We start from the raw sequence: 20907 nt of genomic DNA on the forward strand, positions 1-20907 counted from the left end.
ATTAAAACAAACAATAATAACACAACCTAAATTAAACTAACAATGACAAATAACTGGAAATATGCTTTACTGGTAGCTGCCATGTTCCCTACAGCAGCGGTATTCGCGCAGTCTGGCGATCAGGGCCGCAGAGCGGCAGAATTGGGGCGCTATCAGGAGGCTAAGTCTATTTATAAATCTCAGTTGAACAACAAAAATGCTGATAACGCTTATTTTGGACTGGGTGATGTATACCTGCGTTCTGAAAATCCGGACTCAGCCGCTTACTACTTCAACCAGGGTCTGGCGAAGAACTCAAAATCTGCCATCAACATGGTAGGACTGGGTAAGGTAGAGATGGCTAAGGGAAATCGTGCAGGCGCTGAAAAGCACTTCGCCGATGCGATGAAGCGTGGTAAGAAGGACGCCTTCGTACTGGCAAGCATTGGAGAGGCCTACCTGACAGCTCCAGAAGCGACAGAGCAGGATTACAATAAGGCAATCGAATACCTGAAGCAGGCTGTAGAGCGTGATAAGAACAATGCTGAGGCTTACCTGCTGATGGGTGATGCTTACTTGAAATTGGGTAACGGTGGTCAAGCTATGACTAGCTACGACAACGCTATCCGCATTAACGACAAATCGCCAAAGGCTCACCTAAAAAGAGGCCAGCTTTATACCAGCTCACGTAACTACAACGAAGCAGAAGAAGCTTACAAGAAAGCGATCGAGCTAGATCCGAATTTTGCACCTGCTTACAGCGACCTGGGCGAACTTTATTACTTTGCGGGCCAATATGACCTGGCACTTTCTACGTTCAAGAAATTTGTAGACATGTCAGAGAACACCCCTGCGACACGTGCCAAGTATGCTTCTTTCCTGTTCCTGACAAAGGACTATGAAGGAACACTGCGCGAAGTACAGGAAGTTCTAAAGTCTGACCCTGAAAACAAGACGATGAACCGTCTGTTAGCCTACTCATACCTGGAGCTTGGCAAGCCTGAAGAAGCTCTTAAGGCGATGGAGAATTACCTGAGCAAGGTAGACCAGAACAGCCTGATTGCAAGCGACTATGAGTATTATGGCAGAATCTTGGCAAGAAACAACCAGCCTGCAAAAGCTGTTGAGAACCTGGAAAAAGCGATTGCGCTGGAGCCAACTAAACCAGAGCTTTATTATGACTTGGCGAACATGTACGCCCGTGAAAAGCAGTTTGACAAAGCGGTAGAGGTTTACAACAGAAAGCAGGAGAAGCTTGGTGCTTCCAATACGGACTACTTCCACTTAGGTAATGCCTACATGATGGCGGAGCAGTTTGAGAAGGCTGATGAGACTTATAAGAAGATCACGGATGCCAACCCTACCTATGCTTACGCACACCTGTGGAGAGCCCGTGCGCAGGCCAACCTGGACCCTGAAACAGAAAAAGGTTTGGCTAAGCCTCACTACGAAGAGTTTATCAAATTGACCAACGGTGAGACTGAGAAGTATAAAAAAGAGCTGATCGAGGCTAATACTTATCTGGGCTACTATTACTACTTGAAAGGCGAGCGTGACAACGCTATCAAGTACTGGACAGATGTGAAAACGTTAGACCCAACCAACACACAGGCAGAAACTGCCTTGGCTGAGATCAACAAGACGAATGCTCCTAAAAAGAAGCGCTAATATTAATTAGATCGTTTGATCATAGAAAAGCCCGCTCCATCAGGAGCGGGCTTTTTGTTTATATACCTCAGATTATACGTAGTATACCTTACTGATTTTCGTAAAGCGACCACTTTTCTAATACCGCCTGGAAGTCCTGAGGCAGTTCAGAGTTGAACTGAATAAACTCTTTTGTAGTCGGGTGAACGAAGCCGAGAGATTTAGCATGCAGCGCCTGACGCGGCATCAATTTAAAGGCATTCTCTACGAATGTTTTATAAGAGCCTGTTGGCATCCCTTGTAGTATCTTGTCTCCTCCGTAGGTTGCATCCGAGAAGAGCGGATGCCCCAGGTACTTCATATGTGCTCTGATCTGGTGTGTTCTTCCGGTCTCCAGATTACACTGCACCAGCGAGACATACTTAAATCTCTGTAGCACTTTGTAATGGGTAACGGCATGCTTTCCAAACGTTCCGTCAGGGTATACGGTCATCACTCTCCTGTCTTTTGCACTACGCCCCACATGGCCTACAATTGTGCCTGCATCCTGTTTCGGCACGCCCCATACCAAGGCGTAATAAGTTCGCTCGATCGTGTGTTTGAAAAATTGCTTTGCCAGAAAAGCCATGCTATACTCCGTCTTCGCTATTACCAGCAAACCAGAGGTATCTTTATCAATGCGGTGCACAAGGCCGGGACGTCCCTCCCCATTGCGGGTGGTTGGGAGTTGCTGCAAGTGATAAGTAAGTGCATTTACCAGCGTTCCTGACCAGTTATTAAACCCTGGGTGCACCACCATACCTGGCTCTTTGTTAACGATCAGCAACTCATCATCTTCATACAGGATGTTGATCGGTATATCTTCCGGAATGATTTCGGTATCGCGTGGGGGAGTTGCCAGCGTGATGGTGATTACATCAAGGGGCTTTACCCTATAGCTTACCTTTACCGGTTTTTGGTTCACCTGCACTGATTCGGAGCGTATGGCGCCCTGCAACTTGTTGCGGGTCACGTTGGGCAACCGATCCATCAGGAACTTATCGATTCGGAGCAGCGCCTGCCCCTTGTCCACTACAATGCGGTGGTGCTCGTATAGTTCGTCCGAATCTTCTATACTGTCCTGCTCTTCTTCTTCAAAGTCAATCACGGTACTGGATTTAGGTATAAACAAAAAGAAAGCCGAGGTATAGAACATCGGCTTTCCTGAACTCACGAAGGAGTGTAAATTACTTTTTCTTCTTCTTGGCTGGGGTAGTAGTTGCTGGCTTGGCAGCGGCTGGTTGCTGCTGCTGAGGCTGCGCCTGCTGTGCTGCTGCTGGCTGCTTGCTAGGGTCTACACCCAGTTTCTTGTACACCAGGTTATTGATGCTGCCGTTTTCAGGACCTTCCAGAATAGCCTGCTCACTCAGGATATAAAGGTAACCGTTCTCTTTCGCTACATCTTTAATGGCGTTCTCGATCTTTACAAGCACTGGCTGAATCAATGACTGCTCTTTTTCACGGATAGACATCTGAGCATCGTACTGGAACTTCTGGATAGCCTGCTCGAGGTTCATTAATTCACGCTCTTTGTCTTCGCGTACCACTTTGTCCATGGTGGAAGCGCCCTTCTGGTAAGCCTGCAGCTTCGTGTTGTACTCTGTTTCTTTTGATGCAAACTGCTCCTGCAGCTTCTGACCATATACTTCCAATTCTTTCTGCATGGAGGCTCTTTCTGGCATCTTGCTCAGAATCTCTTCTACGTTAGCATATCCTATCTTAGTCGCCTGCTCGTTCGTCTGTGCAAAAGAGGCAAAGCTGATAAAGAAAAACGCTACTACTAAAAATTTGATTTTGTTCATGATTGGATGGTTAATTTGTTATTCTTGTTGTTTAGTTGTTTGACTTCTTCTTTGTTGGAGGCGTTTTTTTCTTGTCCTGCTGCGTCTGGTTCTCTTCGTTTTGTATACCTGTTTCAGGCAGGCTATCCGGATCATCCACTAACGCATCCTTCGGTTGTTTGCCAGGCACATTTTGTTTATCGGTAGCAAGGCCCAACTCTTCCAGCACATACTCTGTGTAATCGTGGACCGGGTTGGTATAGATCATGATGAGGTCTCCTGACTTATCAAATACCGTTTGCAGTCCTTTTGCCTTGGCAACTTTCTCTACTGCCGTAAACACCTCGTCCTGAATTGGCCTGATAAGATCCTGGCGACGTTTGAACATCATCCCCTCAAAACCGAAGACTTTGCGCTGGTATTCCCGCACTTCGTTCTCCTTGCGGGTAATTTCGGCCAGTCGCTTCTTCTTCATCTCTTCCGTCAGGAGGACTTCTTCGGCCTTGTAGTCTTCCTTCATCTTGTCCACCGCCTGGTGCATCCCCTCTATCTCCTTCTGCCAGGCCGCACTTTGCTTGTCCAGCTCTACCTGTGCTTTGGCGTATGCCGGCATCTTGCTCAGGATAAAGTTAGAATCAATATAGCCAAACTTCTGCGCCTGTGAAACAGTCGTCAGGAAAAATCCGGCTAAAAAGATGAACAAAAACTTTTTCATACTAATTCCTTATCGTATCTGCTGCCCGATCATGAAGTGGAATTGGCCACGCTTCATTTCCGGACGTCCAGGCACATCGTCGAATCTCCAACCGTAGTCGAAACCAAGCAAACCGAAGGCCGCCATGAAGATACGCACACCCACACCACCTGAGCGGTACAGTTTAAACGGATCGTATCGGTCATAAGTACCGAAGCTGTTACCTGCCTCCAGAAATGCCAGACCGTAGATTGTAGCACCCGGGTTAGGGGAGATCAACTGTCTTGCCTCCAATACAAACTTGTTATAAGCAATGCCACCTGTATTAATAAGATCCTGATCCGGGTTGTTGATCACAGACTCCTCATCGTAGCCACGCAGACCAATGTAGTCGGTTCCTACAAAGATATTAGCACCGCCCAAACCGTTACCTCCTAGTCTAAAACGCTCAAAAGGACCAATGCTTGTCTTTGAATTGTAGTTATTGAGGAAGCCAAAGTGGGCTCGTGTATTCAATACCAAATTCCCTGCCAAGTTCATGAAGAACGACGCATCGAACATCCATTTGTTGAATTCTACATACTCGTAGTTGTTGCGCTGCTCCGAGAACAGCGAGTATGGCGGCGTCAGGTTCACACTAAGTGAGATATTCGAACCTCTTCTTGGGAAAGTTGGGTTGTCAATACTTACACGCGCCAGTGTGTTGTTCAATGATATACTGTTCGAAACACCATTGTTGAATCCTCCACCGAACAGGTTGAAGTTCTTCAAGGTATAGCGGTTGTAGCTCAGGGAGTGACTCAGCTGGAAAAAGTTGTCTGGCCAGTTTAGGGTACGGCCCAAACTCAAGGCTGCTCCGTCTACATTCAGTCGGCTGTCCACATCGGCTCTCGGGTCACGACGGACGGTCTTGAACACACTCGCCGTAAGTGAGTTACGCTTACGACCGCCTAGCCACGGCTCAGTGAATGAGAAGGAGTAAGACTGGTAGTAGCGTCCGTTTGCCTGCACGTTAAGTGAAAGGCGCTGTCCATCGCCGCTAGGCAGTGGTCTCCACTCCGATAACTTCAGCAACTTGCGGGTTGAGAAGTTGTTCAGCGTAAGGCCTACTGTACCTACCGCTCCAATCGGGCCACCCCAACCTCCTGAAAGGCTGATCTGGTCATTCGGTCGCTCTGATACGGTATAGTTGATGTCCACAGTTCCTTCTTCCGGATTTGGCATTGGGTTCAACCCAATGGTTTCCGGGTCAAAGTATCCTAAGTTCGCTAATTCATTTCGGGAGCGAATCAGGTCGTCGCGGCTGTACTTTTGGCCAGGCAAGGTACGGATCTCGCGGAGCACCACATGGTCACTCGTTTTAGTGTTGCCTGTCACAGTCACCTTGCTGATCGTCGCCTGCGGACCTTCCGATACACGCATCTCGATATCTATCGAGTCTCCCTCTACCGTTACTTCTACCGGGTCGATGTTAAAGAACAGGTAGCCGTCATTCTGATAAAGAGCCGACACGTCTATACCTGTCGGGTTATAGTTCAGGCGCTTGTCCAGCTCCTGCTTGTTGTAAATATCGCCTTTATTAATGCCCAGAACACGCGTCAGATAGTCATCGTCGTACAGGTAGTTGCCATTCCAGGTAATGTTGCGGTAATAGTATCGGTCGCCTTCATCCATCACGATACGAATCCCTAAACGGTCTGGACTCACGTTATACACACTGTCAGACACAATGATCGCATCCCGGTAGCCTTCTGAATTGTAAAAGTCGAGCAATAGTTGCTTATCGTTCTCGTATTCGGAGCGTTGGAATTTTGAAGAGGTAAATATTTTGTGGAGGCGCTTCTCTTTTGTCTTTTTGAGCTGGCGACGCAGTTTTTTGTCCGCAAAGGCTTCATTGCCTTCAAAGTTGATCTCGGCTATTTTTACTTTGTCGCCTCTGTCAATGTCAATGTTTAGCACCACACTGTTTGGAAGCAGTGAGTCTGGGCGCTGCACGATGTTGATCTTTGCATTGAGGTAGCTTTTCTCAGCGAAGTATTTGCGAATGGCTGCGCGCGTCTGATTCAGCACGGCATCTGTTACCACCTTTCCTCTGATCAGGTTAATCTTTTCGCGAAGTGCATCCTGCTGCGACTTATTTATACCAGTGAACTCGAAGCGGGACAGACGCGGACGCTCTTTCAAGTCGAAGTTCAGGAATATCTGGTTACCCTCGATACGAGTTACGTACACATCCACGTCCCCGAGTATACCTTGGTCCCACAGTTTTTGAATGGCGCGACTGATGTCCTCGCCCGGCACGGTGATCTCATCACCCACTTTCAGACCCGAAACGGCCATAAGAGAAGCGGGGTCAAGAAATTTTATACCTGTAAACTCAATCCCGCCGATGCGGTATTGTTGAGGCTGGGCGTAGTCTACGGGCTTGCTCTGTGTTTGATTATTCAGAACTTGGGCAGAAGCTGTGCCTGTCATTAGCAGCAACACAAGCACCCAGATGCATCTTGTCATTAATATGTTCACTTTGTTAGTTGTTCACTTGTCTTGCCAAAGCGGCGTTCTCTTCTCTGGAAGGCACATATGGCTTCGTAGAGGTGCTCTTTGCGGAAGTCAGGCCAGAGTAGCTCCGTAATGTATAGTTCAGTGTAAGCCAGCTGCCAAAGCAGGAAATTGCTGATACGCTGCTCTCCGCTCGTACGAATCAGCAGTTCGGGATCCGGTATACCTGCTGTAGAAAGGTGCTGCGCGATAGTGGCCTCACTTATATCAGCTGCCGCTATAGTACCATGACCCACTTCAACAGCAATACGTTGCATGGCTTGCGCAATATCCCAGCGGCCGCTATAGCTAAGAGCCAGTACCAGCGTCATGCGGGTGTTACCCTTTGTTATCTCCATCGCCTCAAACAATTCTTTCTGGCATGCTTTCGGCAGGCTTTCTGTATTCCCGATCGTTTGCAGGCGGATATTATTCTTGTTCAGCGTCTCAGTCTCTTTCCTAATCGTGGATACCAGCAGTTGCATCAGTGCGGAAACTTCTGTTGCCGGTCTTGACCAGTTTTCGGTTGAGAAGGCGTATAGGGTAAGGTATTCGACGCCCATCTCTGCCGCGGCCTCCACTGTTTCGCGAACAGCTGTGATAGCACTCTGATGACCAAAAATTCGCAGGCCGCCCCGTTTCTTTGCCCAACGCCCATTTCCGTCCATGATAACGGCAATGTGTCTTGGCAAATTGTCTAAATCTACTTGTTCCCTAAAATTCATCAAACCACAATTTCCTTGCAAGTTACAAAAAGCAAGATAATTTAATGAAATTTTAGCGGGTTAATCTAGTATTCCGGCTTTGCGCTTGTAAACAGGCGGGCAATTGAGTCGGTAGAAGGTATAAGAGAGGCTTATACCGTTGTAGAAGTACATATCTTTATCGAATGGATTGGCATATGACTTGGAGTTGCCTGCTCCCAGGTCGGTAGCCAGCGGTCCGGACCCGCTCTCCTGAAGGTAGTCCAGGTTATCAGTGAACATGAAGCGGGGACCAAACTCCAGACCCAGGTTCCAGTGCTTACTCAATGCATACTTCACTCCTACCCCAAAAGGAATTGAAACGGTGAATTTGTTGTCGAATGGCTCCATCACATCACCTTGTCGGGTAAGCTGGTGATTAAAATTGAGTAGTGCCGCTCCAATAAAAAAATAAGGCGATACACGGTGTGGCTGTCGAATATCTTCGTAGTAATCGAGAAAGTTGTATTCTATACCTAACGAAAATTCCAGCATACTCAGCTTCAGCTCCGTGTCGCGCCAATCATGATGCGGCAGATTCTGTGACTCGTCCTTAAATGCTTTGTCGTCAAAAATGCGATGGCTGCCCATGAAGGCGGCCTTGAGCGTGATGGGAGCTGATATGTTATGACGATAGAAGATCGTCATGGCAGGCTGATTATTCAGGAAACGATAATTGGGTGAAATCTCACCAACGTAATTTAACCCACCTATGCCAGCGCCTATCTCGCTGGTAGTCACAGGCTTAATCTGCTGCAGCTGTGCCTTCGCAGTATGGCATAAAAAGACGCTCCCAATTTGCAGTAGTACACAAATAAGGAGCGTCTGTCTGAATGTATTCAAAGTCATGTAAACTTATTTCGGAGTTTAGGAGAACAACGCACTATACTCCGTTATATTATCTGAATTTAGGTCTTCTTATACGTGGGTTCAGGATATAGTTAACACCTAGGCTGGTTTGGATATACCAGTCGTTATCAGAGCTGTTGCCACGCGTACGGTTGTTGCTTGTACCATAAGGGCGCAGGCGGCTGAAGCCGTTTGGCTCCGTGATCAGGTCGTTTGTGAACCCTGATTCGGCGCTTCTGTCAGAGAAAATAACAGAGGCATTGCGGTTATCCACGCGGTTACCATCGCTAAGTAGAACATCTTTGTCTACGTGGGCTGTACTTACGTCATCCAGGTAGTCTGTGAAAGTGGCTCTCCAACCTACCTCGAAGCTAAAGTCCCAGTTACGGTCCAGCTTGTATCTTACGCCTAGGCCAAACGGAATGGCAATCTGCACGCGGCTGTAAGGATCGCTAACAGTGCCTGGATGATCCACGAACTGACCCTCTGTGCCGAGCGGCTGCAACGCATACCAGCCAGAAGGAATATCCTTGTCAGGCGAAAGGCCTGGGTGCGAGCCGTTTTCGTAGTACGCTTTCGGGTTGTGGTGCAATACTGCCACTCCAACAAAACCATAAGGCACGAAGTCAGGACGACGACGGTAGTAGTGACGGTTTTCGAAAAGGTCTATGATGGCGACAGCGCTCAGTTCTTTGATGTCGTTGCGGAAAGACAGGTTACGTCTGTAACGGCCTAGGTTCTCCCCTTCATCAGGACCCGCGGCCAGGGCGTCATCACCCGCGATACGGTTCCAGTTGAAAGACACGCGCGAGGAAATACGCGGGAAGTGGCGCTTGGTGTAATTGATGCCTATGCTCGGACGCGTGGACTTTACGCGCATACTCGTAAAGTTAGGCTGAGGCACCAGATCGCCGAAGTAGTTAGAAGCCCCCAGCTGGATACCCACCGTGGCGTACTGCTTTCGCTTCGTAAAGCGCTGTGCTTCAGCCTCTATGGCTACAGTAGTTAGCACAACAGTAAGTAATAAAAACAGCGTAGTAAATTTCTTCATAGCGAACCAATTTCTTTTAAGCGTATTTCCGCAGGCTTACAATTCATCCAAATTAAACCTTCGTGACAAAAATAGAAATAATTTTCTGGTATAAAAATATGTATATCAAATATCGAATATAATTTACCTAAAAATATTTGTCCTTTTATCAAGACCCCAGTTTAACTTGCCCCTTAGCGTGGTCAGGAAATTTACATGATGCAGCTTAACGAGTCGTGCTACGAAGTTCTCCCGCCGCACGGCTATCTGAACTGACATGTCTACCGGTACGGATCTCGAATCGAGGGAGGCAAGGTATGTACTGCTGCGCCCTTCCACCTCAAACGAGATCACGGTTTTATCTGACACAATCATGGGCCTTACGTTCAGGTTGTGAGGGCATACGGGTGAAATAACGAAATTGTTGGTCTGTGGCAGCACCAGCGGACCGCCACAACTGAGCGAATAGCCCGTCGATCCGGTTGGAGTGGCCACCACCAATCCGTCGGCCCAGTATGTGTTCAGATATTCTCCGTCTATATACGCATGCACGGCTATCATGGATGATGAATCGCCCTTGAGCAAACTGAACTCATTTAACCCAAAGTTGATCCCATCAAATATCTCCAGATCAGAGTCCACGCGAATCAGCGCCCGGTCATCGAAGGTATAGTGGCCTTTGAAAAGAGCATCCAGCGCCAGGTTGATACTGTCGTGCGCGATGGTGGCCAGAAAGCCAAGCCGCCCTGTGTTGATGCCCAGTATCGGAATCTGAAGCGCCCCGACATAGGTAACCGTATCCAGCAACGTGCCATCCCCACCCAAACTCAGCACAAAGTCAACTCCCGACAGACTGTCGCCACGGTTAAAGGTTGAGATGCCCTCCGGCAGTTTAATGCGGTTCTGCAGAAAAAGGCTGAAGTGCTCCACTACCATCAACTCTGTATTCCGGCGCTGAAGTTCGTCGAACAGATTCTGGATAAAAGGTCCGTATTCTTCGTCGAAGGGTTTTCCAAGTATAGCTATCTTCATAAATCTTCTTTTAATTAAAAAGGAAAGCGACCGCTTAGGTAAAAGCCGCCCATTTTCTCCCGGTTGATGGTATATTCGGCCCGGAACACAAAGTCATAAAACGTGACCAGATGCAGTCCTGCCCCCACCCCTGCCAGTAACCGGTTGGCCAGCGGGTTGTCTTTCTCAAACACCTCATCCACAACATAGCCCGCATCTGTGAACACGTTGGCATAGAGCGCGAGCGGCACTTTGTTGAACTTGGGACTTTTAATAAATTTCAGGTGCACGCCCTCATGTTTAAAGAGCTCCCGGGTAAGCCCCTGCTTAAACAATCCGAAGTGCTGACCACCCACTACCTGCAACTCATAGCCCCGCACCAGTGAACGAAAGCCCAGCGCCACGTTGTCAGCATAGGCATAACGCTTCGAGAGCCGGGCCTGTGCTTCGCCACCTACAAAATAATAATATTTGCCCGATAAGTGTTGATAATTTACATACTTCGCGCGAAGGGTAGTGATGGGCGTCCCGTTTCCATTCATAAAAAAGGTCTGCGCGGCGATCGCTTCAAAGTAACTACCTGTGAGCGGGTATACAAAGGAATTGCGCAGGTTTACCACTTTATATACCTCTAGTCGCAGGTACTGTCTGTCCTGTTTATCCTCACTGTAATATTCTGGATTTAACACCAGGACCGTATCAGCCACTTGTTCCTGCACATAAGTTAGTCGCAGGCCCTCTTGTCGCTGCACGCTCTGCCGGTGCGTAAGACCGGTCGTGAGCAGCGTGCGCTGAATGGGTACGCCACTCTCCTGCACAAAAAACCGCTGCCGGTTATTCAGCGTGCGGTAGTCGATGGCCTGGCTGCGGTAGTCCGCTATTCCGAAATCCACCCCCAACTTGTGGGTACGACTTATATAAGGTACACGGCAGGTGAACTCCAGCCGTTTGTTAAAGCCCTGTTGCAGCCTGATGCGCACTTCTTCATTGCGTCCTCTGAAATTACGTCTGATTAGGTTAATGCCATAATCGACACGGCTCCAGTCGCGGCGTTCGAGCCAGGCGTTGAAGTTGCGATCGGCTATGTCTAAGATAGGTATAGGGTATAGGTACCAGCGCTCCTGCATGGTATAGGTCACAGTTACCAGCCCTTCGCGACAGGTATAGGTATAGCCCACCTCATGAAAAAGACGCAGGTTAAAGAGCCTTCTTCTGTTTCCCTCCAGTTTTTCCTCTAACTCAGCAGTCAGCAGGGTGTCGCCGGAAGCTATGTTGAGCTCAAAGAGGAGCATACGACTTTTGCTGACCTCGTTGCCCTCAAAATTAATGCTGTCGATTATAACAGATTCGGTATGGCAGGGCTGCGCCACCAGGGTATGGCAAAGCAAACTAAAGCATAGCAGCAGGAAAGCGCGCAGGATCACGGACAGGGCTATATGTCCAGGTATTTGAAAAGCATGTCCAAACGGTCACGGCCCACGTCGTATTTGGATCCGTCCTGGAACTGCGCCGTCACCCGGTATTCGAATCGCTCCAGCGTAGCAATGATGCGGGTAAGATCGGACGTGTTAAGTTTAAGGGTGAGCTTGATATTATAGGGGTCTACTTCGTCAGGCGATACATAAGCGCTCAGGATTTTGGTATTCTCCTCCTCTATCAGGCGGCTGATCTGCCCCAGGGAGTAATCGCGCTCCGGCATGGTAAGCACTAGTATACTGCCCTGGCCCTGCAGCGCCGACATTTGGCCAAAGGCGGCCAGCGTATCGTTGATGGTGATGATGCCCATGTAGTCCTGCTCTTCGTCGAGCACGGGCACCACCTGTATCTTGTTCTTGATGGCGGCCTCCATCACATCATAAAAATGCTGGTGGTGCATCACAAACACATCCTGGTACTCCAGCTTGACCTGCTCCAGCGTCTGCCCACGGTCTGGCAGCTCGATCAGGTTAACTTCGGTGGCAAGGCCCATGTACTTGCGGTTGCGGGACACGGGCAACTCGTTTACGCGGAACTCATCCATCCATCGCAAAGCCTTCTCCACGGTGTCGTAAAGCTTGAGCGGCGGTATCATTTGGTTGATGAGTTCTTCTGCTATCATGTGGCTTTTTCCCTTACTTCTGTTTTGGCCAAAAATTTATCTAAGATACTGTTAAATCTCTCCGGATGTTCCATCATTGGCGCGTGCCCGCACTTGTCTATGAAATAAAGTTCGGAATTCTGAATCAGTCGGTTGAACTCGTGCGCTACCAGCGGCGGCGTGATTGTGTCGTTCAGTCCCCATATTAACAGGGTGGGCACCTTAATGTTCTCCAGATCCTTACCCAGGTTGTGCCGCTGCGCCGACTTGGCAATGGCAATAATGCGCAGACACTTGGCATTGCTGTTAGTAATGTCGAACACCTCGTCTACAAGCTCTTTCGTGGCCGTTTCGGGACTGTAGAAGGTATAACCCACGCGCTCTTTCACATACTCGTAGTTGCCACGCTTCGGAAACGAGCCGCCCATAGAGTCCTCGAACAGGCCGGAGCTACCTGTGAGCACGAGGCGGTTTACTTTGGCCGGGTTCTTTAAGGTATAGACCAGCGCCACATGCCCGCCCAGTGAGTTGCCGAGGAGCGTCAGGTTGCTCAGGTTCTTAAATCTAACAAAATCTTCGATAAAAGAAACAAGCCCCGGCACTCCTGCTTTGTGAAGGGCCATTTCATAGATAGGCATGAGCGGAATAACCACACGGTAACTCTTAGAGAAATAGTCTACTACGCCGTTCCAGTTGCTCAGGGCTCCGAACAAGCCGTGCAGCAGCAGCAATACATCTCCTTCGCCTTCGTCTATGTACTGAAATTCGCCCTCGTGTTTGACCTGTAGATTCATTTCTGTTAATCCTAAAAGTAATGTGATGTAGAAATCCGGCTTTTACCGACCTGCAATATTAACAAAATCAAGCCAGTTTCGCAGCATGTCGAGCCCATAAGTCGTGAGGGCGGCCTCCGGATGAAACTGCAGTGCATGCAGCGGCAGTGTACTGTGCCTGAAGGCCATGAGCTCTCCCTCGGCAGTATACGCAAGGGGCACAATGTTGTCAGGCCACTTTTTCAAAACCAGCGAATGGTAGCGTACGACGGGCATTTTGGAGGGCAGTCCGGAAAAAAGCGGATCATCCTCACAAATAATCTCGGAGATTTTGCCGTGCATTGGTTTTATACCTTTGTCGAGCTGCGCACCGAAAAACTCGCCCAGCGCCTGATGCCCCAGGCAGATACCCAGCATGGGCACTTTATCGTGGTAGTGCCGGATCACGTCCATCATGACCCCTGCCCGCTGCGGCTCTCCCGGCCCGGGCGACAAGACAATTCCTTCAATGGGCAGCGCCATGATTTCTTCCAGCTTCACATCGTTGCGCAACACGTGCACCTCCACCCCCAACTGGCCAAAATAGTCCACCAGGTTGTAGGTAAAGGAGTCGAAGTTGTCGAGCAGGAGCAGCATGGTACAGGTAATGTGGAAATTTGAAGAGGTAGAGCTGAATTAAAGCATCAACTTCTGTTCGCAGTTCATTTGTAGTGCAGTAGATCTTTTGATTTGAAATTACAGTACCGCAAAGTTCTGCTGCGCAAACTTGCAAGCCAGAGGCAAGTTCTGACCAAGGTATGGAGTAAGGTATAGGTATAGCTTTTACTTAAGCTGTACAGGTATAGCGCTATACCTGCCTGATTAAAATTACTGCCCGGAAAGATGTCAGCTCAAATTCTATTCTAAAAAATCAAGGCGAAATCCCTCCATATCATGCCTAAAAATGCTCCTTGAGCGAAAGCAGCAGCGACTTCACAAACGGTAGTACATAACTCATCACGCTGAGCGCATAGGGTGTTGTTTTTACGACGAACGGGTATACGATAGAGCTTGACGCTGTCTCGGGTGTGATGGCTATACCTGCCATTTCTGATACGTAGAGCAGCAGACTCAGGGCCACGGTCCATTTCAAGGCTCCCAGCAGGGCGCCCAGAATATTGTCAAACATACCAAACGGGGTGAAATCGATCACTTTTTTGAGCAGGATGCCCAGCACTCTTACTCCTAAAATGATCGCCACGAAAATGACCAAAAAGGTGACAAAAGGCAGCAGACCACCGGCATCGCCAATGTACTCTTTCATGATGGGCAGACCGGAATCAAGCAGTTTGAGGCCAAGCAAAATGCCCAGTACAAGCGCAAACAGCGAAATAAGTTCGAGCAGAAGACCTTTGCGGAAACCCATAAAGGCGCCGAACAGAATAGGTATGGCCAGGAAAATATCGAAGGTACTCACAGGATAAAAACATTAAAGGCAGAAGCGAACACCTGTCGCTCCTGCCTTCAAATATAGTGTAATTGCAACACGCACGCTAGTATGCGGGCAGCAAAAATCCTGATCTTAAAAATCTGTATTGTTCAGAAGGTCCCCTACGGCTTTGGAAATAGCACGTCCGTCGGCCTGTCCGGCCAGTTCGCGGGAAGCGACACCCATCACCTTGCCCAGGTCTGAAGGACCGCTTGCGCCCACACGCTGAATAATTTCCAGCAGACGAACGCGCAAATCACCCTCATCGAGCTGCCCGGGCAGGTACTCTTCTATCACGGCCAGTTCCGCCAATTCTACCTGCTCCAGGTCAGCGCGCTGCTGTTTGGCATAAATCTCAGCCGACTCACGGCGCTGCTTGGCGGCTTTGGTGAGCAGTTTTAACTCCGTATCCTCGCTGATCCCATCGGTGCCGCCTTTTTCGGTTTCGGCCAGCAGTATGAGCGATTTTATGCTGCGTAGCGCTTGCAGACGGGATCTGTCCTTGGCTAACATTGCCTGCTTGATATCGGCTTCAATGCGTTGTTTTAAACTCATAGTTTTATGGTTGATTGGTTATTTAAGGCAAGTGATGAACTCCCTGCCTCTACTTTATACACTACTACAGCCGGGGCCATAGGTTATCATCTTAATCAAATTTCCACTAATTTAGTCTTTCCGTATGCATACGTATCACCAGCCTACGGGCTACAACAGACATACCATGACCAAACTCAGTGTAAATATAAACAAAATAGCCACACTGCGGAACGCCCGCGGCGGCGACAGACCCAATGTAGTACAGGCCGCCAAGGATTGCGAGCGGTTCGGCGCTGAAGGTATAACAGTGCACCCGCGCCCCGACGAGCGCCACATCCGCTACCGCGACGTGTATGACCTGAAAGAAGTCGTGACTACCGAGTTTAACATTGAAGGCAATCCGACGCCCGATTTTCTGAAACTAGTAAAAGAAGTGCGACCAGCTCAGGCCACGCTAGTGCCTGATGCGCCCGACGCCATCACCTCCAACGCCGGCTGGGACACGTTGCAGCACAAAGATTTTCTGACGGACGTGATCGGCGAGCTGAAGGAACTAGGTATACGCACCTCTATTTTTGTGGACCCGGATGTGCGGATGATCGAAGGAGCTTCTTTTGTTGGAACAGACCGGGTTGAACTCTACACCGAAGCCTATGCCAAAGGCTACCCAACCAACCCTGAAGAAGCGATACGCTCATACCTGGTGGCGGCGCAAAAAGCACAGGAGTTTGGCATCGGGCTCAACGCTGGCCACGATCTCGATATCGACAACCTGAAGTACTTAAAAGACACGCTGCCCGGCTTGCTGGAAGTGAGCATCGGGCATGCGCTGATCTGCGATGCGCTATACCTTGGGCTGGAAAATACGATCCAGCTATACCTGCGTCAACTTAAATAAAGTGGCCAAAACCATCACTATACAAGAGTTTTTGGCAAAAGCGAAGCAATTGCCAGTGCTGGATGCCCGCGCACCCAAAGAGTATGCGATTGGCCGTATACCGCAGGCCTTAAGCTTCCCTATTTTTTCGGATGAGGAGCGGGCTACGGTGGGTGCCGCTTACAAACAACAGGGGCACGACCCGGCTGTGCTGATCGGGCTCGACCTGTTTGGCCCTAAAATGTCAGGGTTTGTGCGGGAGGCGGAGAAGCTGGCTCCGACCAAAGAGGTACTGGTGCATTGCTGGCGCGGCGGTATGCGCAGCAGCGCCATGGCCTGGCTCCTCGACTTTGCCGGATTTCAGGTATACCTGCTACAGGGCGGCTACAAAGCTTACCGGCAGTATATGCACGAGCAGTTTGAGCGTGAGCGCCCGCTGCTCATTATCAGTGGCAATACCGGAAGTGGCAAAACCGACCTGCTCCCATACCTGCAGCAGCACAGTCAACAAGTCATTGACCTCGAAGGGCTGGCAAGTCACAAAGGCTCTTCTTTCGGGGGCATCGGCATGGAACCGCAACCCAGCACCGAGCACTTCGAGAACCTGCTAGGTATGGCTATGCTCGAACTGGATGATCAAAAACCGCTTTGGCTGGAAGACGAAAGTATCGGCATCGGAAAGGTACAGTTGCCCAAGCCTCTCTACAATCGTATGCAGGTATCCCCGACCATTGTGCTCGATGTTCCGAAGTCGCTGCGTATACAGAAGCTCGCTGAGGAATATTGCTGCACCGATCGGGTTGTGCTCGAATCTGCCATTCTAAGAATAAAGAAACGACTAGGCGGATTGGCTACCAAAGAAGCGATTGAAGCCATCTCAGCTGGCGACATGGAGAAGATGGTTGACATTGCCCTGACCTATTATGACAAAGCTTATACCTACGAACTGGCTAAAAAGCAAAGTGTGCTGCGCCTGCCTCTGGAAACTTTGAACCCGGAAGAAAACGCCCAGCGCCTGATTGAATTCGCAAAACAGCAAAAGCTGATTTAAGGTAAAGCCAGTCTCTTTGATGAAGAAAGCGTTCCCTGTATGAGAACTTGTAATATAAATCAGGCGACAGAGCTTACATAAACTAGTAAGCAGGTATACAAGAGAATAAATAATGGAAGAATATCTACTCAATTTAATTGAAAGAATGGGCAATGACAGTGGCCAAAACAATATGGAAGCTGTGTATGACAGTAGTAAAACAATCTCTTGGAAAGCATTCAGAGAAGCTGAAAAACAGGATAATGAAAGTTACATTCCTCAATTAATGGAATTTATTGAGAAGGAAAAGAATAAGAAGAAAAAAGACAGAGCCTATTTCCTATTAGGTCACATAGCAAAAAATACAGGAAATATAGTAGCAGTTAAGTTTCTGATACAGCAAGTAGAGAAGGAAACAGATAAATATGTAGTCTCTGCGCTGCTTGATATAATTGCGTATTTGAAGAAGCCAAATGGCATGGACTTGCAACCTATTCTCAATGCAATGAAAAGTGAGAAATGGTTAATTAGGCATAGTGCTATTTCCGCTTTGAAAGAATCTTCAGATGAAGAGGTAGAGAATGCCTTAGTTGAAGTTCTTAATAACTCAACTGACCCAAATGATTTGACTTATGCCAATGCAACTCTTAATAAAGTTGGTACACCCAAAGCTATACCATACATTAAGAACCATCTAAGAAGCAGAAAAAGAGATGTTAAGTTGTCGGCTAAACTTGCAATAGAAGAAATTGAAAAACGATACAAGTCTACTAAAAGCACAGACCGTTAAGCAAGCATATATCACATGCTTCCGCAAAAGCCTTACAAGTAACACGCAGCCGTTGATAATAACTTAAAGGTATAATTTATACACACAAGTCCATCACAGATATAACTAGCATAGCTTATACCTAGCATATACAACCATTTACCATGGAAGAAATCAACACACAAGACATAAAACTCACCCAGTACAGCCACGGCGCTGGCTGCGGCTGCAAGATTTCCCCCAAAGTGCTCGATACGATCCTGCACACCGACATCCACTACCCCGAAAACGACAAGCTGCTGGTGGGCAACAGTTCCCGCGACGATGCCGCCGTGTACGACATTGGCAATGGCCGCGCCGTCATCAGCACCACCGACTTCTTCATGCCGATCGTGGATGATGCCTATGACTTCGGCCGCATCGCTTCCGCCAACGCCATTTCGGATGTGTATGCCATGGGCGGCACGCCTACCATGGCTATTGCCGTGCTGGGATGGCCTATTGATAAACTGGCGCCAGAAGTTGCCAAGCGCGTGATCGAAGGTAGCCGCAGCATCTGCCACGAAGCAGGTATACCGTTGGCAGGCGGCCACAGCATCGACAGTCCGGAGCCGATCTTTGGACTGGCCGTAAGCGGTATGCTCGACATCCCGAACCTGAAACGAAACGATACCGCCACCGCCGGCTGCGAGCTATACCTGACCAAACCGCTGGGTGTAGGCATTCTGACCACCGCTCAGAAGAAAGCCATCCTAAAACCGGAACATGCTCACCTGGCGCCACAGCAGATGATGCAGCTGAACAAAATCGGTGCAGACTTGGGGCAGTTGTCACAAGTAAAAGCCATGACCGACGTGACGGGCTTTGGTTTGCTGGGTCACCTCTCCGAGATGTGCGAAGGCAGCAACTTAACGGCAGAAATACACTTCGACAGAGTGCCGGTTATACCTGAGGCTTTAGATTACTTAGCGCAAAAAGCTATACCTGGCGGCACCCACCGCAACTTTGACAGCTACGGTCACAAAATAGCTGAACTCACTCCAGACAAGAAACACCTGCTCTGCGACCCGCAAACAAGTGGCGGCCTGTTGGTAGCCGTAGACCCGATTGGTCGCGAAGAAGTGCTACAGCTGTTTGAAAAGTACGGTCTGCAACTCCAGCCGCTAGGTGTGCTGAGAGAGCGCGGAAGCGAAGAGAGGCTGATCCAGGTGGTATAGCGACCGTTTGCATCTTGCTTCCGTAAGCCTACATTGATAACTGATAATTGATCCCTGATCTCTGAAAAACATGAAACTACACTACAAGGAAATGGGCCACGGGCAGCCGCTGCTGATCTTGCACGGGCTGTTCGGCACATTGGATAACTGGGCAACCCTGGCCAAGCGACTGTCGGAGCACTACAATGTGTTCTTGGTAGACCTCCGCAACCACGGCCGCTCCCCGCACAGCGAACAGCACGACTACGATGCAATGGCCGAAGATGTGCTGCGCCTCGTGGACGAGCTGCAAATACCGACGCCGGCTATCATGGGGCATTCTATGGGCGGAAAAGTAGCAATGAACTATGCATTGAAATACCCGACCCGCCTCACCAAACTGATTGTGGTAGATATTGCTCCGAAAGCTTACCCTCCGCATCACGACGAGATCATCGATGCCCTGCAGTCGGTGGACATAAGCAGCGTAACCAGCCGCAGCGAGGTGGATAAACAACTGGCCAATACGATCTCGCAGGAGGACGTGAGACTCTTCCTGATGAAAAACCTGTATCGCAAAGAAGACAACACCTTCGGCTGGCGCATGAACCTCGATGCGATTGAGAAAAACTACGATAAGATAGCCGCTCCTATCACTTCCGATATACCTTTCAAGAAAAACACGCTCTTCATCAAAGGCGGCAGGTCCAGGTATATTATGCCAGAGGATGTGTATGGCACTATTGAGCATTTGTTTACACTGGTAGAAGTCGAAACTATACCTGAGGCCGGCCATTGGGTACATGCCGAGGCACCGGACCAGGTATACGATCTGGTTACGAGGTTCCTGGATACTAACTAAGTCCGGATCAGGATTCTTAGGATTGTAAAAAAGATTTTCAGGATGGAATATGTCTTTCCAGCGTGTTCCTGGTTGTGTAAACTCGGGCTAACATGGGAATCACTCTTCCGGAATAACCACAAGTGTATAAGCCGTGGCTACAAACTGCGGCTTATGCTTAAGGTATAGCCACCACAACAGGTATAACTCTGCAACATTCCAACCATCAGCAATTCCACAACTAAAAGCCTCATGAAAAAAACCGGCACGCTATACCTGATTCCGACGATACTGGCTGACGACACAGCCGACCAGGTGATTTCGCCACAAGTAAAGGACACGGTTAGTCGCCTAAGGTATTTCATTGTGGAGAACCTGCGCACCGCCCGCCGCTTTGTTAAAAGCATCTGCCCGGAACTGGTGATCGAGCAACTCAATTTTGTGCAGGTAGACAAGGATGCCACGCCCGCTCAGGTGCAAGCCTCTCTAAAGCCACTGCTGGAGCAAGGTATAGACGCTGGTATTATTTCGGAAGCAGGTTGCCCAGGTATAGCCGACCCCGGGGCTGAGGTGGCCAGGTATGCGCATCAGAAAGGTATACGGGTAGTGCCTTTTGCCGGTCCGTCAGCTATTCTGCTCAGCCTGATGGCCAGTGGCTTCAACGGACAGCGCTTTGCCTTCCACGGTTATCTGCCCATCGAGAAAGGGCCACGACTGCAGGCACTGCGAAACCTGGAAAAGGAGATGCTACAGCGGGACCAGACCCAGATTTTCATGGAGACGCCCTACCGCAACAACAAACTGCTCGAAGACCTGCTGCAGACGCTCAGCGGAGGCACCCGTCTCTGCATTGCGGCCAACATCACCTCGCCAGAGCACGAGTTCATCCAGACCAAAACGATTGCCGAATGGAAAGGCAAGCTGCCGGATATTCACAAGCAACCAGCGGTATTTCTGATCTACAAGTAATTGGCCTTAAAGCACATTTCAGCAATACCAGCTTTTAAGCTATACCTGAAGTTCCACAC

The 20907-nt window shown here is 49.2% G+C and carries 21 protein-coding genes; 7 read left to right on the forward strand and 14 right to left on the reverse strand.

Going from position 1 to position 20907, the window contains the following annotated elements; genetic code table 11:
* Positions 1 to 42: 42 nt before the first annotated feature.
* The gene (locus L1278_RS18150) at positions 43 to 1647 is read left to right on the forward strand and encodes a tetratricopeptide repeat protein (protein WP_253406439.1); all 1605 of its coding nucleotides are present in this window, start codon (positions 43 to 45) and stop codon (positions 1645 to 1647) included.
* A gap of 88 nt (positions 1648 to 1735) precedes the next feature.
* Here the strand turns inward: L1278_RS18150 and L1278_RS18155 are convergent, their stop codons facing one another.
* The 14 genes from L1278_RS18155 to L1278_RS18220 form a co-directional block, all read right to left on the reverse strand.
* Positions 1736 to 2821, reverse strand: coding sequence for an RluA family pseudouridine synthase (locus L1278_RS18155; RefSeq protein ID WP_253406490.1), 1086 nt, complete (start codon positions 2819 to 2821; stop codon positions 1736 to 1738).
* A 31-nt stretch (positions 2822 to 2852) separates the two neighbouring features.
* Positions 2853 to 3467, reverse strand: a complete 615-nt coding sequence (locus L1278_RS18160) for an OmpH family outer membrane protein (RefSeq protein ID WP_253406440.1) — start codon at positions 3465 to 3467, stop codon at positions 2853 to 2855.
* Between the two features lie 31 nt (positions 3468 to 3498).
* A complete protein-coding gene (locus L1278_RS18165) occupies positions 3499 to 4161 on the reverse strand; it encodes an OmpH family outer membrane protein (RefSeq protein WP_253406441.1) in 663 nt (220 codons plus the stop codon).
* Between the two features lie 9 nt (positions 4162 to 4170).
* Entirely contained in the window at positions 4171 to 6651 is a 2481-nt protein-coding gene (bamA, locus tag L1278_RS18170; protein ID WP_253406442.1) for an outer membrane protein assembly factor BamA, read from the reverse strand.
* Positions 6652 to 6659: 8 nt separating this feature from the next.
* The gene (locus tag L1278_RS18175; RefSeq protein WP_253406491.1) at positions 6660 to 7403 is read right to left on the reverse strand and encodes an isoprenyl transferase; all 744 of its coding nucleotides are present in this window, start codon (positions 7401 to 7403) and stop codon (positions 6660 to 6662) included.
* A gap of 60 nt (positions 7404 to 7463) precedes the next feature.
* Entirely contained in the window at positions 7464 to 8270 is an 807-nt protein-coding gene (locus L1278_RS18180) for a DUF6089 family protein (RefSeq protein ID WP_253406443.1), read from the reverse strand.
* Positions 8271 to 8319: 49 nt separating this feature from the next.
* Positions 8320 to 9321 carry a DUF6089 family protein gene (locus L1278_RS18185; protein ID WP_253406444.1) on the reverse strand — a complete coding sequence of 334 codons (1002 nt, stop codon included), beginning with the start codon at positions 9319 to 9321 and terminating at the stop codon, positions 8320 to 8322.
* 123 nt (positions 9322 to 9444) lie between these two features.
* Positions 9445 to 10332: an NAD kinase gene (locus L1278_RS18190; RefSeq protein ID WP_253406445.1), complete on the reverse strand. Its 888-nt coding sequence runs from the start codon at positions 10330 to 10332 to the stop codon at positions 9445 to 9447.
* A 14-nt stretch (positions 10333 to 10346) separates the two neighbouring features.
* Complete coding sequence (locus L1278_RS18195) at positions 10347 to 11735, reverse strand: BamA/TamA family outer membrane protein (RefSeq protein WP_253406446.1); 1389 nt, start codon at positions 11733 to 11735, stop codon at positions 10347 to 10349.
* A gap of 8 nt (positions 11736 to 11743) precedes the next feature.
* Entirely contained in the window at positions 11744 to 12409 is a 666-nt protein-coding gene (locus L1278_RS18200; protein ID WP_253406447.1) for a CBS domain-containing protein, read from the reverse strand.
* Positions 12406 to 13182 carry an alpha/beta fold hydrolase gene (locus tag L1278_RS18205; protein ID WP_253406448.1) on the reverse strand — a complete coding sequence of 259 codons (777 nt, stop codon included), beginning with the start codon at positions 13180 to 13182 and terminating at the stop codon, positions 12406 to 12408. The genes L1278_RS18200 and L1278_RS18205 overlap by 4 nt, the downstream gene beginning before the upstream one ends.
* Positions 13183 to 13224: 42 nt before the next feature.
* Positions 13225 to 13797, reverse strand: coding sequence for an aminodeoxychorismate/anthranilate synthase component II (locus tag L1278_RS18210; protein WP_253406449.1), 573 nt, complete (start codon positions 13795 to 13797; stop codon positions 13225 to 13227).
* Between the two features lie 301 nt (positions 13798 to 14098).
* A complete protein-coding gene (locus tag L1278_RS18215) occupies positions 14099 to 14617 on the reverse strand; it encodes a CvpA family protein (RefSeq protein ID WP_253406450.1) in 519 nt (172 codons plus the stop codon).
* 105 nt (positions 14618 to 14722) lie between these two features.
* A complete protein-coding gene (locus L1278_RS18220; RefSeq protein WP_253406451.1) occupies positions 14723 to 15184 on the reverse strand; it encodes a GatB/YqeY domain-containing protein in 462 nt (153 codons plus the stop codon).
* A 166-nt stretch (positions 15185 to 15350) separates the two neighbouring features.
* Between L1278_RS18220 and L1278_RS18225 the strand changes: the two genes are divergently transcribed.
* The 6 genes from L1278_RS18225 (at position 15351) to L1278_RS18250 (ending at position 20848) form a co-directional block, all read left to right on the forward strand.
* Positions 15351 to 16064, forward strand: coding sequence for a pyridoxine 5'-phosphate synthase (locus L1278_RS18225; RefSeq protein WP_253406492.1), 714 nt, complete (start codon positions 15351 to 15353; stop codon positions 16062 to 16064).
* A complete protein-coding gene (mnmH, locus tag L1278_RS18230) occupies positions 16006 to 17094 on the forward strand; it encodes a tRNA 2-selenouridine(34) synthase MnmH (RefSeq protein ID WP_253406452.1) in 1089 nt (362 codons plus the stop codon). The genes L1278_RS18225 and mnmH overlap by 59 nt, the downstream gene beginning before the upstream one ends.
* A 112-nt stretch (positions 17095 to 17206) precedes the next feature.
* Positions 17207 to 17863 (forward strand): HEAT repeat domain-containing protein, encoded by a 657-nt coding sequence (locus L1278_RS18235; protein WP_253406453.1) that lies wholly within the window; start codon positions 17207 to 17209, stop codon positions 17861 to 17863.
* Positions 17864 to 18006: 143 nt separating this feature from the next.
* Entirely contained in the window at positions 18007 to 19059 is a 1053-nt protein-coding gene (selD, locus tag L1278_RS18240; RefSeq protein WP_253406454.1) for a selenide, water dikinase SelD, read from the forward strand.
* 70 nt (positions 19060 to 19129) lie between these two features.
* On the forward strand, positions 19130 to 19900 hold the full coding sequence (locus L1278_RS18245) for an alpha/beta fold hydrolase (protein ID WP_253406455.1): 771 nt from the start codon (positions 19130 to 19132) through the stop codon (positions 19898 to 19900).
* 231 nt (positions 19901 to 20131) lie between these two features.
* Positions 20132 to 20848 carry an SAM-dependent methyltransferase gene (locus L1278_RS18250; protein WP_253406456.1) on the forward strand — a complete coding sequence of 239 codons (717 nt, stop codon included), beginning with the start codon at positions 20132 to 20134 and terminating at the stop codon, positions 20846 to 20848.
* Positions 20849 to 20907: the final 59 nt, after the last annotated feature.

Origin of the sequence: Pontibacter sp. HSC-36F09 (assembly GCF_024171605.1) — a bacterium.
In the GTDB taxonomy this organism is placed as follows: domain Bacteria; phylum Bacteroidota; class Bacteroidia; order Cytophagales; family Hymenobacteraceae; genus Pontibacter.